Source organism: Blastococcus sp. SYSU D00813, from assembly GCF_054050735.1.
The window spans coordinates 1-15,295 of sequence record NZ_JBJGZX010000020.1 but is presented as its reverse complement, the minus strand read 5'-3'; the positions used below and the strand labels follow the sequence as shown (position 1 = coordinate 15,295).

The 15,295-nt window shown below is 73.9% G+C and carries 15 protein-coding genes; 7 read left to right on the top strand and 8 right to left on the bottom strand.

Going from position 1 to position 15,295, the window contains the following annotated elements:
* Positions 1–17 precede the first annotated feature (17 nt).
* Positions 18–923 (bottom strand): FAD-dependent oxidoreductase, encoded by a 906-nt coding sequence (locus ACI8AX_RS14620; RefSeq protein WP_456550558.1) that lies wholly within the window; start codon positions 921–923, stop codon positions 18–20.
* Positions 924–1,087: 164 nt separating this feature from the next.
* A complete protein-coding gene (locus ACI8AX_RS14615; RefSeq protein ID WP_456550557.1) occupies positions 1,088–2,125 on the bottom strand; it encodes a LacI family DNA-binding transcriptional regulator in 1,038 nt (345 codons plus the stop codon).
* Positions 2,126–2,491: 366 nt separating this feature from the next.
* Here ACI8AX_RS14615 and ACI8AX_RS14610 point away from each other — a divergent pair, with 366 nt between their 5' ends.
* The 4 genes from ACI8AX_RS14610 to ACI8AX_RS14595 all read left to right on the top strand — a co-directional run bounded on the left by ACI8AX_RS14610 (position 2,492) and on the right by ACI8AX_RS14595 (position 5,226).
* The gene (locus ACI8AX_RS14610) at positions 2,492–2,830 is read left to right on the top strand and encodes a hypothetical protein (RefSeq protein ID WP_456550556.1); all 339 of its coding nucleotides are present in this window, start codon (positions 2,492–2,494) and stop codon (positions 2,828–2,830) included.
* Positions 2,831–2,840: 10 nt separating this feature from the next.
* Positions 2,841–3,791, top strand: coding sequence for a VOC family protein (locus ACI8AX_RS14605; RefSeq protein ID WP_456550555.1), 951 nt, complete (start codon positions 2,841–2,843; stop codon positions 3,789–3,791).
* A 34-nt stretch (positions 3,792–3,825) separates the two neighbouring features.
* Positions 3,826–4,761: a VOC family protein gene (locus ACI8AX_RS14600; protein WP_456550554.1), complete on the top strand. Its 936-nt coding sequence runs from the start codon at positions 3,826–3,828 to the stop codon at positions 4,759–4,761.
* A 93-nt stretch (positions 4,762–4,854) separates the two neighbouring features.
* Complete coding sequence (locus ACI8AX_RS14595; RefSeq protein ID WP_456550553.1) at positions 4,855–5,226, top strand: ester cyclase; 372 nt, start codon at positions 4,855–4,857, stop codon at positions 5,224–5,226.
* 13 nt (positions 5,227–5,239) lie between these two features.
* Here the strand turns inward: ACI8AX_RS14595 and ACI8AX_RS14590 are convergent, their stop codons facing one another.
* A complete protein-coding gene (locus ACI8AX_RS14590; RefSeq protein ID WP_456550552.1) occupies positions 5,240–6,520 on the bottom strand; it encodes an MFS transporter in 1,281 nt (426 codons plus the stop codon).
* A 130-nt stretch (positions 6,521–6,650) separates the two neighbouring features.
* On the opposite strand from ACI8AX_RS14590, the gene ACI8AX_RS14585 reads away from it, so the two are divergent.
* A complete protein-coding gene (locus tag ACI8AX_RS14585) occupies positions 6,651–7,697 on the top strand; it encodes an AAA family ATPase (RefSeq protein WP_456550551.1) in 1,047 nt (348 codons plus the stop codon).
* Between the two features lie 285 nt (positions 7,698–7,982).
* Positions 7,983–8,696: a vWA domain-containing protein gene (locus ACI8AX_RS14580; protein WP_456550550.1), complete on the top strand. Its 714-nt coding sequence runs from the start codon at positions 7,983–7,985 to the stop codon at positions 8,694–8,696.
* A gap of 22 nt (positions 8,697–8,718) precedes the next feature.
* Here ACI8AX_RS14580 and ACI8AX_RS14575 read toward each other — a convergent pair whose 3' ends face one another.
* The 5 genes from ACI8AX_RS14575 to ACI8AX_RS14555 all read right to left on the bottom strand — a co-directional run bounded on the left by ACI8AX_RS14575 (position 8,719) and on the right by ACI8AX_RS14555 (position 13,633).
* Entirely contained in the window at positions 8,719–9,213 is a 495-nt protein-coding gene (locus ACI8AX_RS14575) for a pyridoxamine 5'-phosphate oxidase family protein (protein WP_456550549.1), read from the bottom strand.
* Positions 9,210–9,815 (bottom strand): GTP cyclohydrolase I FolE, encoded by a 606-nt coding sequence (gene folE, locus ACI8AX_RS14570; RefSeq protein WP_456550548.1) that lies wholly within the window; start codon positions 9,813–9,815, stop codon positions 9,210–9,212. Before folE ends, ACI8AX_RS14575 begins: the two co-directional genes overlap by 4 nt.
* Positions 9,816–9,975: 160 nt before the next feature.
* On the bottom strand, positions 9,976–10,734 hold the full coding sequence (locus tag ACI8AX_RS14565; RefSeq protein WP_456550547.1) for an ABC transporter ATP-binding protein: 759 nt from the start codon (positions 10,732–10,734) through the stop codon (positions 9,976–9,978).
* Positions 10,731–11,600, bottom strand: a complete 870-nt coding sequence (locus ACI8AX_RS14560) for an ABC transporter ATP-binding protein (RefSeq protein ID WP_456550546.1) — start codon at positions 11,598–11,600, stop codon at positions 10,731–10,733. Before ACI8AX_RS14560 ends, ACI8AX_RS14565 begins: the two co-directional genes overlap by 4 nt.
* A complete protein-coding gene (locus ACI8AX_RS14555; protein WP_456550545.1) occupies positions 11,597–13,633 on the bottom strand; it encodes an ABC transporter permease subunit in 2,037 nt (678 codons plus the stop codon). The genes ACI8AX_RS14560 and ACI8AX_RS14555 overlap by 4 nt, the downstream gene beginning before the upstream one ends.
* 411 nt (positions 13,634–14,044) lie before the next feature.
* Between ACI8AX_RS14555 and ACI8AX_RS14550 the strand changes: the two genes are divergently transcribed.
* Complete coding sequence (locus ACI8AX_RS14550) at positions 14,045–15,256, top strand: ABC transporter substrate-binding protein (protein WP_456550544.1); 1,212 nt, start codon at positions 14,045–14,047, stop codon at positions 15,254–15,256.
* The last annotated feature ends 39 nt before the right edge of the window (positions 15,257–15,295 follow it).

The following is a 15,295-nucleotide window of genomic DNA, read 5'->3' as shown; positions in this document are numbered from 1 at the left end:
CGTCCCGGCGCCGGGGCTCAGCCGACCGAGCGCAGGTGGCCCCGCCGGGGGCGGGCGGCGGCGGCCGCACGGCCGGCCCGCCGGCCCGCCGCGATGAGCAGGGCGCTGTCACCCGGCGGGACCTCGTCGCGCCCCGCCGGCTCGTCGACCGCCGCGTAGAGCCCGGCGACGGCCGACGCCTCGCCCGCGCACACCTGCCCGGTCGCGCGGTCGACCCGGACCTCGGCCAGGGCGTCGACGGCACCGCCGGACTCGCGGGCGCACCAGGCGCGGACCTCCAGCTCCGGCGTGGGCGCCACCGCGTCGTCGGCGACCACGCTGAGCCGGCGGCGGCGGGCGGTGCCGACGGGCCGGCAGTCGGCCTGGGCGGCCCAGACGGCCGGTCCGACGAAGTCCCAGTGCTCCCGGCCCGCGCCCAGCACGACGGCGGAGGCCGAGACCGTGCCGACCGACGAGGCGTCGTGCCACAGCGCCTCGGCCGCCCGCCGCAGCATGCGGGCCAGGCCCGCCGACAGCCGCGGCGTCCACCCGCTCAGCCGGTCCAGCCACCAGTAGCGGGCGCCCGCCGGCGTGAGCAGGTCCATGGCGGCGTACCCGACGCCGGTCACCCGGCCGTCCTCGACGATCAGCTCGTGCACGGCGGCCTGGCGGCGCACCTCCACGCCGGCCGCCACGGCCTCGGCCCGCAGCGTCGACAGCGGCGGGACGGCGGTCCGGGGCCGGGAGCGGAACCGGCGCCGGACCCGCACCGGGGCGCCCGGCGCGAGGTCCGCACCGGAGGTGAGCGCGCCGGGCCGGACGAGGACGCCGCGGCGGTCGAGCACGAGGACGCGGGCACCGGCCCGGGCGGCCTCGAGGGCGGCGGCGGCACCGGCCACCCCGAAACCGACGACCACCACGTCGTAGCTGTCAGCACCCGACATCGGCCAGCCTCCTCGCCAGCGCGCGCATCCGTGGAGCCCCTCGGATGTGGGCCGGATCACCCGGCCGCGACCGAAGGTACGGAGCCCGGTGACACGTGTCAACGGCCCCGTGACACTTCCTGCCACATCTATCGGATGGGTGTCGGTAACGGGCCGCGCAATGCTCAGGTCGTGTCGCCGCGCAGGATCGTGAAGGTGCCCTCGGGGATCGGGCCCGGGACCTGCACGGCCCCGCCGAGCCGGTGGGCGATGCCCTGCCGGATCGAGCTCACGGTGGTCCGGACGTCGAAGCCCACGGTGCTCAGCCGCGGGGTGACCAGCTGCCCGACGCTGCTGCCCCCGACCCCCACCACCCCCACGTCGCCGGGCACGGTCGCCCGCAGCGCGAGCGCCGCGAAGGTCACGGCCAGGCCCACCTCGTCGTTCGAGCACGCCACCCCGACGGGGCGGCCGCGGGTGCGCAGCAGCTCGCAGACCGCCGTCTGGGCCCCGGCCGGGTCGAGCGGGACGCTGATGACCGACGGCGGGGCGAGGCCGTTCTCCGCGCAGACGTCGGCGAGGACGGCGGCGCGCATCCGCCCGAAGGGGTCGTCGCGCCGGTCGACGAGCAGCGCGAAGGCCAGCGACGCGTAGCCCCGCTCGATGAGGTGCTCGGCCTGCTGGCGGGCAATCGCGCCGTTGCCCTCGTCGACCCCTTCGACGTACTCCTCGCGCCGGGAGAGCACCGGGCAGCCCTGGCGCTCGAGGGCGTCCAGGTCGGCCGGCCGGAGGCTGCCCAGGTCGACGACGCCGGCCGGGCGCAGCGTCTCCACCACGTGCTGCAGCCGGGTCAGGTTGTCGGTCGGGGCGCCACCGCGGTCGAAGTGGACGACCATGCTGTAGCCGAGGTCGTCGAGGTCGGAGGCGATCGCCTCGATGATGTCCTGGACGTTGGTCAGGGTCGTGTTCGGCACCGCCAGGACGACGAGGTCGCTGCGCCCCAGCACCAGCGACCGGCCGGCCGCCGAGGGCACGTACCCCAGGTGCGCGGCGGCGTCGCGGACGCGCTCCACGGTCTCGGCCGAGAAGCGCGCCACCTGGCCGTTGAGGATGTGGCTGACGGTCGAGCGCGAGACCCCGGCCAGCCGGGCGACGTCCACGCTGGTCGCCCCCATGGGCCGCGGTGCGGGCAGCACCGCCAGGGGATCCGACTCGACGGCCACGACGACTCCAGGCGGACGGGGGCCGGCCGCGCGCGGCGGCAGCCCGGCCGCGGCCGACCCCGGGCGGGGCCGGTCGCATCCGGACGCAGTGTGACCTACGTCGTTGATTCGAAGTATTTACGACCTTTCGGCCCTCGTCTACCGTCGGTTCGACGCGCACGCCTCCGGAGCAGGTGGGCGCCGGAGGCGACAGCGAGGTGGGCGGTGCCGGCAGCGGGGGCCGACGCGGGCGGAGCCACCTCCGGCCTGCCGGTCCGCGCCCCCGGCCGCCCTGCGCCGCCCGGAGCTCCCTCCTCCCAGCGACCGGCCGGGGTCCCTCCCGGTCCGCCGATCGACCCGCACGACCCAGCAGCGAGGGAGCCCAGCGTGGCCGAGGGACTGTTCATCGCCTACAGCAGCGCCGTGCCCGGCAGGGAGGCCGAGTACGAGGAGTGGTACGAGCAGGTGCACGTGCCCGACGTGCGCGCCGCGATCCCCTCGGTCACGGCGGTGCACCGCTACAAGCGGGTCGACCTGACGGGCGGGGAGGCCGCGCCGCGCTACATCGCGGTCTACGAGCTCGGGGACCCCGACGTGGCCACGGCCGCGGCGCAGCTGGGTGCCGCCGGGGCCGAGGGCCGCCTGCGCATGACCGACGCCATCGACATGACCGGCGACCCGCCGGACCTGCAGTGGTTCGTGGGCACCGGCGGCCTCGGCGACTGACCGGCCGGCGATGAGGCAGACGGCCCGGCGGACCGGGGACCACGGCATCGGCCAGATGGTCCACGTCATCCACGTCACCGAGGACGCGCAGGCGCTGCGCGAGTTCTACGAGCGGGTGCTCGGCGGCTTCGTCTACAGCGGGGTCGACGGGCCGGACTACCTCGACTGGGAGGACCGCTACGCGACCCTGCTGATGGTCGGCGACCTGTGCGTCGAGACCATGGCGCCCCGGATGCCCCCGGACCCGCGGTTCTCCATCGCCCGCTTCCACACCAAGTACGGCCGCCACCTGCACTCGGTCGGCTACAAGGTCGACGACCTCGACGGGCTGCAGCAGCGCCTGCTCGACCGGGGCATCTCCCTCAGCAGCCCCGGGGGCGGGAAGCTGACCGCGGTCGACCCCGACGCCGCCTACCTGTTCCCCAGCCCGCGGCACACCGCCGGCCTGCTGGTCGAGCTGACCACGCACGACATGCACGGCGACCCCCGGCTGCTGGACACCTGGTCGTCGCTGGAGCGGATGTGGCGCACCCACCCGCTGACCCTCGAGCGGTTCTCCGCCGTCGTCCTCGCCGTCGCCGACCTCGACGCAGCGGTGCGGACGTACGTCGACGCGTTCCAGGCCGTCCCGCTGGCCACCACCAGCGACCCGGACCTGCGCGCCGACGTCCAGGTCCTGCAGCTCGGCGACTGCCTGCTGGAGATCACCCAGCCCGGTGACGCCGACTCCGACCTCGGCCGGCACGTCGCCCGGTGGGGCAACATGGTCTACGGCCTCCGCTTCGTCGTCCGGGACCTCGACGCCGCCCAGCGCTGGCTGGAGGGGAACGGCGTCCGCACGAAGCGGCTGCGCGACGAGCTGCTCGTCACCGACCCCGAGGACACCCACGGCGCGACGATGTTCTTCGGCACCGAGCACACCCCCGCCGGCTCCCCCGCTGCCCCGCAGGCGCAGCGGTGAGCGGCCCGATCTCCGCACGGGAGAGGAACCACCAGTGAAGAAGCAGGTCCAGGTCACCGGCGACCACGGTCTCGGCCAGATGGTGCACGTCGTCCACATGGCCGACGACGCGCAGAAGCTCCGCGAGTTCTACGAGCGGGTCTTCGGCGGGTTCGTGTACATGGGCGTCGACGAGCCGAACTACCTGCCCGTCGAGGACCGCTACGCGACGCTGCTGATGGTGTCCGACCTGTGCATCGAGACGATGGCGCCGGCGATGCCGGTGAACACGTCGCTGCCGGTGGGCAAGTTCTACGACAAGTTCGGCACCCACCTGCACTCGGTCGGCTACAAGGTCGAGGACCTGCCGGGCCTGGTGGGCCGGCTCATCGACAAGGGCATCTACATCGGCCGCCCCGGCGGCGGCCAGGTGGAGACCGCCGAGCCCGACCTCATGTACTGCTTCCCCAGCCCCCGCGACACCTACGGGCTGATGGTCGAGCTCAGCAAGCACGACATGCCCAACGACCCCCGCGACCTGGAGACCTGGTCGTCGCTGCAGAAGATGTGGCTGACCCACCCGCTGACCATCGAGCGGTTCTCCTACGTGACGCTGGGCGTGAAGGACCTGGACAAGGCCGTCGAGACCTACGTCGACGAGTTCCAGGCCGTCCCGGTCAAGCACGGCGACGACCCCGACCTGCAGGCGCGGTATGCGACCCTGCAGCTGGGCGACTGCCTGCTCGAGCTCGCGCAGCCGCTGGCAGCCGACTCCGACCTGGGCCGGCACGTCGCCCAGTGGGGCAACATGATCTACAGCCTGCGGTTCAAGGTGCTCGACCTGGACTCGGCCGAGGCGTGGCTGACCAAGCAGGGCGTGCGGTCGACCCGGATCCGCGAGGGCCTGCTGATGACGGACCCCGAGGACTCGTTCAACGCGCCGATCTTCCTGGGCACCGAGGAGATCGAGGGCGACCCCTTCGCCGCCTGACGCACCCGACGGGGGCCCGGCGCGCGGCTGCGTGCCGGGCCCCCGTCGTCCGCGTCACCACCGGTCGCACGCCCGGCCTCTAGCATCCGCGCCGTGCAGTCGGATCCGCGGGCCGTCGTCGCCCGCTACTGGGACGGCCTCTGGCACCGGCAGGACCTCTCGGTGGTCGACGAGCTGATCGGCGAGACCTACGTGCGGCACTCCTCGGCCGGCACCCGCGCGCTGACGCGCGCGGAGTTCAAGAAGGAGCTCGCCGGCGCCTGGCGGCTGCTGCACGACTCGACCACCACCGTGGAGGACCAGGTGGCCGAGGGCGACCGGGTCTGGACCCGCGCCACCACGACCGGGATCAACCTGGACACCGGCGGGATGTCGGTGGTCACCTGGCTGACCGTCCACCGCCTCGACGGCGGGCGCATCGTGGAGTCCTGGACGGCGACGCTGCCCGGCGTCGACTGGCGCTAGCGCGGACCCTCGTTCACCCCAGGTCGCGCAGGCGGTCCGCACGGGCCAGCCGGCCCCGCGTGGCGAGCGCGAACAGCGCCATCACCAGCAGGGTGAGCAGGCCCATCCCGCCGAGGACCCAGCGCAGGCCCACGGCGTCGGCCAGGGCGCCCAGCGGCAGCGCGGCGATGCCGAAGGCGCCGAAGCTGAGCATCACCAGCCCCTGGATGCGCCCGTGGAAGGCCATGTCGGACAGCCCCAGCAGCAGCGACTGGTTCGCCGTCTGGAACGCCAGGTTGGAGCCGCCGACGACGAGCAGGACGGCGGCGGCGACCCAGAACGTCGGCGCGACCGCGAGCGCCGCGACCCCCGCGCCGAAGGCCAAGCCCGCCACCAGGAAGGCCCGCGTCTGCGAGCCCCGGTGCGCGCGGCGGCCGAGCACCAGCCCCGTGGCGACCGCTCCCACCGCCGAGGTCGCGGAGAGGACGCCGTAGCCGGCCGAGCCGAGGCCGAACAGGTCGCTGGCCACCGTGGGGAGGAAGGCGAGGTACGGCAGGCCGGCCATCGTCACGCCGAAGCCGCACCACAGCAGCGCGGACAGCTCCGGCCGGCCGGTCACGTAGCGGACGCCGTCGGCCAGCTCGCGCAGCGGCGTGCCCAGCGCCACGTCGTCCCCCCGGGTGCGTGCCCGGGGCAGGGCACCGGTGAGCAGCAGGCCCGCGGCCGCCAGCCCGGCGCTGGCCAGGAACACCGCCTCCAGCCCGAAGGACACCGACCCCACGAGCACCCCGGCGACCGCGGGGCCGACCACGCGGCTCACCTCGGCGTTCACCAGCAGCATCGAGACCGCGCCCGGCAGCGCCCCGTCGGGCAGGACCTCCGCCAGGTAGGCCATCCGCGCCGGGCCGAACAGCGCGAACGCCGCGGCCTGCATCATCGAGGAGACGAGCAGCATCCAGTAGGCGATGACGTCGAAGGCCACCGCCAGCCCGATCCAGGCGCTGGAGGCGGCGAGCAGCCCGGCGGAGACCTGCAGGACCAGCCGCTTGGGCAGCCTGTCGGCCGCCACCCCTCCCCAGGGCGTGGCGACGAGCATCGCGACGCCGAAGGCGAGCAGCACGCCGCCCAGGGCGGCGTTGGACCCGGTGAGCTCGAAGGCCAGCCAGCCGCGGGCGATGGTCTGCGCCATGACGCCGAGGAAGATCACCGTGGCGTTCAGGTAGAGGACGGCGAACGGCCGGATCCGCAGCAGCGCCGTCGGCCGCAGCGGCGCCGGTGGCGCCGTCGCGACGGCGCCGCGGGTCTCGCCGGTCATGGTCCCTCGCAGGGCGGGTCGGGCGGAGCGGGCGCGGTCGTGCCTCCGCGCGGGCCGTTCGGTACGGCAGTCATAACATGGTCGAAGGACGGCGGCCGGACCTCCGGGCGCGCCGCGGCGAGGAGGACACGTGGGAACAGCCGGCCAGCGCCCCGACCCGACGTCCGGAGCCGACGCCGACCCCGGTCCTCCGGCCGGCCCCCGGTCCGCGGACGCGGTCGTCACCGGCTCCCGGGTCGGGGCCGCCGACGGCGCCTCCGTCCGTGACATCCGCCGGCGCGTCGCCCGCCACCTGGTCGGCCGCGACCGCGAGCTGGACCTGCTGCTGGCCAGCGTCTCCGCCGGCCGCGACGTGCTGCTCGAGGGCCCGCCCGGCACGTCGAAGTCCACGCTGCTGCGCTCCATCACCACCGAGTGGGGCATCCCGCTGCTGTTCGTCGAGGGCAACGCCGACCTGACGCCGACCCGGCTCGTCGGCCACCACTCCCCCGCCCGCGTGCTGCGGGAGGACTACACGGCCGACAACTTCGTCGCCGGCCCGCTGGTCGAGGCGATGCGCTCGGGCGGCTTCCTCTACGTGGAGGAGTTCAACCGGGCCCCGGAGGACACCCTCAACACGCTGCTCACCGCGATGGCCGAGCGGCGCATCTCCATCCCGCGGGTCGGCACCGTGGAGGCGCTGGCGTCGTTCCGGGTCGTCGCCTCGATGAACCCCTACGACAACATCGGCACGACCCGGCTGTCGACGTCGGTGTACGACCGGCTGTGCCGGCTGGCCGTCGACTACCAGGACGCCGAGGCCGAGCGGGGCATCGTGGGCCGGCGCACCGGGGTGGAGTCCCCGCGGCTGATCGCCGACGCCGTGGCGCTCACCCGGGCCACGCGGGAGCGCGACGACGTCCGCCAGGGCAGCAGCGTGCGCGGGGCTATCGATCTCGCCCTCGTCGCCGCGCAGCTGGCCACCATGCGGTCGGTCCCGCTGCCCGACGAGCCCTCCGTGGCGCCACCGCGCGGGCTGCCCGAGGAGTACACGGCCGTCGTCCTCGACGCGCTGCTGCTGGCCCTGTCGGGCCGGATCTTCCTCGACGAGGCGCTGGAGGCCACCCCGGAGGCCGTGCTGCGCGAGATCTGGGAGGACCACTTCCTGCTGCAGCCCTCGGCGGCCGAGCCGGGTTGAAGGACGATCGCCGCCGACTCCCCGGTCGAGCGGCGCTCGGGGAACCGGCCGCAGGCCCCGCGCGGGTCGCGGCCGCTCAAGCGCAAGCCCAAGCAGCTGACCGAGCAGCCCTCGCTGTTCCAGCCGAGCTCCGGCGGCGGCGGGCTGACCCTCACCGGGGGTGACCGCCGGCGGACGCGGCAGGGGGCCGCTCCCCCGGGCGCGACGGCGCGCGGCGCCACCGACGAGGAGGGCGCCGTCATCGCCCTGGCCGACCTCGCCGCGGCCGACGCCGCCGAGGGCCGGGTGCGGCAGCGGGCACGCGAGATCGCCCGGCGGCTGGCCGTGGCGCGTCCCCCGCGGGAGCGCCGGCCCCGCCGTGGCGTCGGTGAGCTGACCAGCCTGCCGTGGAGCGGCGGCTCCGACGAGCTCGACCTCGAGCGCACCCTCGACGCGCTGGTGGGCAAGCCGCTGCCCGACGACGACGACGTCGTCGTCCGGGAGCGGGTGCGGCGCCGCCGGGCCGTGGTGCTGGTGGTCGACGTCTCCGGGTCGATGCGCGGCGAGCGGATCCGGACCGCCGCCGCGACCGTGGGCGCGCTGACCGGCGAGCTGGCCCGCGACCGGCTGTCGGTCGTGGCGTTCTGGTCCGACGCGGCGGTGCTCGTCCGCATGGGCGAGCCGGCCGACCCGGGCAAGGTGCTCGACCTGCTGGTGCGCATGCCGGCGCAGGGGCTGACGAACGTGTCGTTCGCGCTGGAGACGGCGGCGGCCCAGCTGGCCGGGATCCCCGCACGCGACGGGCGGGTCCTGCTGCTGTCGGACTGCGTGCACAACGCCGGCCCGGACCCGCGGCTGGTGGCCGCGCGGCTGCCGCGGCTGGACGTGCTGCTGGACACCACCGGGGAGGACGACGTCGACCTCGGCCGCGACCTCGCCCGGGCCGGGCGGGGCCGCTGCCGGCTGGTGGCCGGTCACCGCGAGGTGGCCGGGGCGCTGACGTCGGTCTTCGCACCCTGACCGCCCGGCGGCTCCGGCGGGCCTAGCGCGGCGGCAGCGACGCGATCTTGCGGTGGTCCCAGCTGACCAACTTCTCCGGGGTGATACGCAGCCAGGCGTGCCGCCCGTCCGGGACGAAGGTGTCGCCACCGGTGTACTTGCGCGCGAACGCCCGCTCCACCGCCGGCAGCTCGGGCTGCTCCTCGTCCCCGCGCGGGACGCCCCCGATAGGCTCGGCCCGACCGGTGATCTCCACGCCCCGCAGCTCGAAGAAGTCCTCGCCGGCGTCGACCACGACCGCGACGCGCGGGTCGCGGGCCAGGTCGGTCCAGCGCTGGCTGCGCACGATCGAGTTCAGCCACAGGGCCGCGCCGTCCCAGACGAACCACAGCGGGGCCACGTGCGGCCGGCCGTCGGCGCCGACCGTGGCGACCCGGCAGGTGCGCTCGGCCGCCAGGAAGGCCTCGGCCTCCCCGGCGGTCATCGCGATGGCCCGCCCGCGGCGCTGGCCGGCAGCCGCCGGCTCCGCGGCGGTCACCGGCCCAGCACCAGCGACATGGCCTCGGCCCGCGTGGCCGCGTTGTCGCGGAAGATGCCCCGGACGGCGGACGTCGTCGTCACCGAGCCGGGCTTGCGGATGCCGCGCATGCCCATGCACAGGTGCTCGGCCTGGACGACCACGAGCACGCCGCGCGGCTTGAGCACGTCGTTCATGGCGTCGGCGATCTGCCGGGTCATCCGCTCCTGCACCTGCGGCCGGCGGGCGTACACGTCGACCAGCCGGGCCAGCTTGGACAGCCCGGTCACCCGCCCGTCCTCGGAGGGGATGTACGCGATGTGCGCCACGCCGTGGAAGGGGACCAGGTGGTGCTCGCAGGTGGAGTACATCGGGATGTCCTTCACCAGGACCAGCTCGTCGTGGTCCTCGGCGAAGGTGGTCGCGAGCACCTCGGCGGGGTCCTGGTCCAGACCGCCGAAGGTCTCGGCGTAGGCCCGGGCGACCCGGGCGGGGGTCTCCCGGAGCCCGGGGCGGTCGGGGTCCTCCCCCACGGCCAGCAGCAGCTCGCGCACGGCCGCCTCGGCCCGCGCGGCGTCGAACGGCGGCCGCGGCCGGCGGTCCGGCACGTCGATCGAGGTCATCAGCGCTCCTCGGCAGGGCGGCCGGTCGTCGGGAACCGGCCCGCGTCGCGGTATGGCTTACCAGAGGGCCGGCCGCCGGCCGGGGCCTCCGGTGGGCGACCGGACGACGGCGGCCCGCCGGGAGGGGGCTCCCGGCGGGCCGCCGTCGTGGTGCCGCCCGTCAGGCCGCGGTGGCCCCGCCCAGGTAGGCGTGCAGCAGCTCCTCGCCGGCCTCGTCGGCCCGGCCGGCCCAGGAGACGCGGCCGCGCTGGAGGATGATCGCCTGGTCGGCGAAGCCCAGCGCGCGGCTGGCGAACTGCTCGATCATGAGCACCGCGACGCCGGCCTCGCGCATCTTCTCGAGGCTCTCGAACACGAGGTCGACCAGCTTCGGTGCCAGACCGAGGGACATCTCGTCGGCGATGACCAGCTTCGGCAGCACCATCAGCGCCCGGGCCAGCGAGAGCATCTGCTGCTCACCGCCGGACAGCGTGCCCGCCAGCTGCTTGCGCCGCTGTCCCAGGACCGGGAAGAGCTCGAAGGCCCGCTCGAGGAACGGCTCCTTGCTGCCCTTCTCCGTGGTCAGGGCCATCCGCAGGTTCTCGAGGACCGTCAACCCGGGGAAGACGCCGCGGCCCTCGGGCATGTGGATGAGGCCCGCCCGGCGGATCCGCGTCGGCGACCACTTCGTGACGTCCTTGCCGTCGAAGAAGATCTTCCCGCCGCTGGAGGGCACCAGGCCCGAGACGGCCCGGGCCAGGGTGCTCTTGCCGGCGCCGTTGGAGCCCAGGACGGCGAGCGAGCCGTTGGCCGGGATGTCGATCGAGACGTCGAACAGCGACTGGGCGGCTCCGTAGCGGACCGACAGGTTCTCCACCCGCAGCAGCGAGCCCGTCCCGGTCGGTCCCGTCCCCGTCGGCACGGACTCGGTGGTGGTCACGCCGTCTCCCCCTGCTCGATCTCGGCCTCGGCCCGCTGCACCGCGGGCTTCTCGATCTCCTCGCCCAGGTACGCCGCGCGCACCGCCGGGTCCTGCCTCACCTGCGCCGGCGTGCCGCCCGCGATCTTCACGCCGAAGTCGAGGACGTGGACGGCGTCGGACATGCCGAGCACCAGCTCCACGTCGTGCTCGACCATCAGCAGCGAGACGCCGTGGTCGCGCACGACCGCCTTGAGCACCTCCGCGACCTCCTCGGTCTCCCGCACGTCCAGGCCCGAGGAGGGCTCGTCCAGCAGCAGCACCCGCGGCTCCCGCGCCAGCGCCCGGGCGATCTCCAGCAGGCGGGCCGAGCCCAGCGGCAGGCCGGCGGCCGGCAGGTGCTGGATGGCGCCCAGCTGCAGGGAGTCGACGAGCTCGTCGACCCGGGCGTCCTCCGCCTTGGGCGAGTTCGCGAAGCCGCGGAAGTTGACCAGGTCGGTCCAGATCCGGCTCTTGGCGTTCTTCATCCGGTAGGCCAGCACCAGGTGCTCGCGGACGGTGAGCGACGAGAAGAGCTCCGGGTGCTGGAACGTGCGCGACAGCCCGCGGGCCGCCCGCTTCTGCGGCGAGGTGCCGGTGACGTCCTCCCCGTCCATGAAGACCCGGCCCGCGGTCGGGCGGAGCAGCCCGGAGAGCACGGCGAACAGCGTGCTCTTGCCTGCGCCGTTCGGGCCGACCAGCCCGACGATCTGCTGGCTGCCGACGGCGAGGTCGACGTCCTTGTTCGCGACGAGGCCGCCGAAGCGGACCGTCACCCCGCGGGCCTCCAACCGCGGGGGCGTCGTGCCGGGCGCCACTGCCTCCGGTGCGTGCAGTGCGGTGCTCATGCCTGTCCTCCAGCGGAGATCGGGGCGGCCTCGCCGCGCGGGGCGGGGGTCGCCAGGTCGTCGGCCCGCTCGGCCGCCGCCGCGCCCGGGGTGCCCGGCGGGAGCGGCGCCGCGGCGTCGTGCTTGCGCCGGCCGAAGAGCTTCATGATGTTGTTGCCGGTCTGGGCCACGACACCCTCCGGGTGGAGGGCCAGGCCGAGAGCGCCGAGACCGAAGAGGATCACCGGGACGTCACCCAGGCCGTGGCCGACGTAGGTCTGGAACACCTGCGGCATGACGATGAACATGACGCCGGCGATGAGAGCCGCGATGTTGGACCGGGCCCCCATCGTGACGAGCACGGCCAGCCAGACCAGGCCGCCGGTGGGGTTGAAGGAGTCCGGCAGCGTGGAGCCGTTCGCCATGGCGATGAGGCCACCGCCGACCGCCGCCGTGTACGTGGCCAGGCCGGAGATCAGGACCTTGGTCTGCACCACGCTGATCCCCAGCGTCTTGGCGCCCGTCTCGCTGAACCGGACCGCGCTCATCGCCAGGCCGGCGGTGGACCGCCGCACGTTCACGATGAGGATCGCCAGCACCACGAAGATCCCGAGCGCCAGGTAGGCGAAGTCGTCGTTGGTCTGCGCGAAGTCCGGACGCGGCATCGCCTGGCCCGACCCGAAGTTGTAGTACGGGTCGCGGCCGAAGACCAGCGTCTGGATCAGCGAGCCGAAGGTCAGCGTCACCAGGGCGACGTACAGGTTGCCCAGCCGGATGGTGAGCAGACCGAGGACCACGCCGACCGGCACGATGAAGGCCGCACCGACCAGGACGGCGACGAGTGGGTCCCAGCCCCAGTTGCGGACCAGCTCGGCCGCCAGGACGGCACCGCCGCCGGCGAAGGTGATCTGGCTGAGCCACACCATGCCGCCCTCGCCGGTGACCAGCGTGTACGACAGCAGGGCGATGGCGATGGCGATGCCGGTGGCCAGCAGGCCCGACCAGAAGCGGTCGAGCTGGCCGGGCAGGAAGAAGACGATCCCGACGAAGATCACGCCGGCCAGCAGCCCCGGGTTGAGGATCCGGTTGTTGTTGCCCCCGGAGACGGCCGACACCACGGTGGGGTCGCCGCCCTGGGTGGCGATGGCCCGGTCGAGCGCGCCGCCGGCGACCAGGTCACCGGCCTGCCCGCGCAGGGCGTAGAAGAGCAGGAACACGAGCATGAAGAGGAACGGGATGCTGGGCCGCAGGACCGCCCCGAAGTCGCTCGACGGGTCGACGTAGCGGTCGAGCACGTTGGTGGTGACGCCCATGAGGATGCCGACGCCCACGGCCAGGGGCAGGCTGCGCAGCTTGGCGGCGATGACGGCGGCGAAGGCGGCCGACATCAGGAAGGTCATCGAGGCGACGTTCAGCCCGGCGGTCGGCGCGAGCAGGATCCCGGCCAGGCCGGCGAGGGTCGAGCTCGCGGCCCACACGCCCAGGGACACCCGTCCGGGGCTCGTGCCGCTCAGGCTCGTCAGCGCCTCGGAGTCGACCAGCGCCCGCACCTTGAGGCCGACGTTGGTGAAGCGCAGCAGGCCGACGCCGACGACCAGCACGGCGATCAGGCCGATGTAGGTGGTGAGCTGGTCGGCGTTGATCGTCGACCCGAAGATCTCGTAGGTGGCGAGGGGGCGCGGCGCGAGACCGGGCGACGTCGGGTCGGTCGGCTGCTCGAGCCACAGCTGGATCAGCGGGGGCAGCGCGACCGACAGACCCACGGTCGCCATCAGCTTGACCAGCGTGGACCTCAGCCGCAGGTGCCGGAAGAGCACCGCGTACAGGAACATCCCGAGCGCGGGTGCGAAGACGAACAGCGAGACGGCGGCTGCCGGGATGATCGCCCAGTCCTCCTCGACCAGGAGGAAGTAGTAGAAGCGCGCCACGCAGTACGCCATCGCCGCGAACGCCAGGTTGAAGATGCCGGAGGCGACGTAGGTGATGACCAGCGAGCCGGCCGCGATGGCGTAGATCGAGCCGAGACTCAGACCGGCGAGGACGTACGAGAGCACATCGACTCCATAGAACCGGGAGCAGCGGTGAACCGGCTCGGACCTGCGCCCCGCCGGCATCACACAGGATGGGGGGAGCGTGGTCGACGGTTCGATGCACGTCAACACCTCTACGCGTGTCGAGTGTGCTGGGTCACATTCCGAGACGTGCCGTTGCCGGTGCCCGTCGGCTGCCGCGCTGGTCGGAGGGGGTGTTCACCCTTCCCGGACCACGTGCGGCCGGGGAGGCGACCGCTCTCGCGCGCCCGAGCCGAGATAACGGTGAGATAACGATCTGGCAGCGACTGCCGCGTGTGCGCCCTCCCCGGCGGTGACACCCACCACAGCGTGGTGCATGGTGCCCCTCACGATCCTGCGATCGTTCGACAACTTTCTCATCGATGGAGGCACTGGGGTATGCGCAGAAGTGGCGTGGCGGTCGTGAGCATGGCGTGCGCGACGGCGCTCGTGCTGTCGGCGTGCGGCAGCGACGACGAGGAGGGCGGCGGTGGCGGGGCCGGTGGGGGCGGGAGCGCGGCGGGCGGCACGATCGACGTCGGCATCCTGACCGCGCTGAGCGGCCCCGGCGCGGCCGCGGCGGCGGGCTCCATCCGGGGCGCCGAGGCGCGGTTCGCCTCCTACGACGGCGAGTGCAGCGACCTGGAGTTCAACATCGTCGAGGCCGACGACACCTCCAGCGCCCAGGGCGCCCTGGCCGGTGCCCAGAAGCTGATCCAGCAGGACGACGTCTACGCGATGATCAACGTGAGCGCGTTCTTCTACGGCGCGTCCCCCTTCCTCACCTCGGCGGCGAGCGACACCCCGGTCATCGGCGGCGCCTGGGACGGCGCCCAGGAGTGGTCGGCCGGCGACAACAACCTGTTCAACTCCGGCTTCGTGCCGAACTACGACGTCGTCTACTCGCAGGCCGGCGAGTTCTTCGCCGAGCAGGGGGCGACGAAGGTCGCCGGCATCGCCTACGTCAGCCCGAGCTCGCAGGCCGGCCTCGAGTCCGGCCTGGCCTCGATGGAGGCGGCCGGCCTGGAGATCGGGTACACGAACAACAGCGTGCAGTTCGGCAGCACCGACGTCGGCCCGCTGGTGCTCGGCATCCTCGACTCCGGCGCCGACGCGGTCTACACGACGATCAACTTCGACACCTCGCTGGCCCTGGTCGCGGGGCTCAAGCAGGCCGGCTGGGAGGGCACCTTCGTCTCCCCCACCGGCTACGGCGCCGACCTGCTCGCGTCCGCGCCCGCCGTCGAGATCGGCCAGGGCGTGATCTTCTCCAACGCCTTCACCCCGGTCGAGTCGCAGACCGAGGCCACCCAGGAGCTGTCGGCCGCCCTCCAGGAGTCGGGCAACGAGTCGGGCATCCCCGGCTTCTACGAGAGCCAGGGCTGGTTCGGCGCCGACCTGCTGCTCTACGGCCTCGAGCAGGCCGGCTGCGACGCCACCCAGGAGGAGCTCATCTCCACCCTGCAGCAGACCGACGACTGGGACGCCAACGGGCTCTACCCCACGCCGATCCCGCAGAGCACCACGGAGTACGACGAGCAGTGCTCCTTCTACCTGACGCTCGAGGGCGACAGCTTCGTGCCGCTCAACGACGGCGAGGCGTTCTGCGGCACACCCGTGGAGTGACCTCCCCGGCCGGCCGGCGCGCTCCCCGCGCCGGTCGGC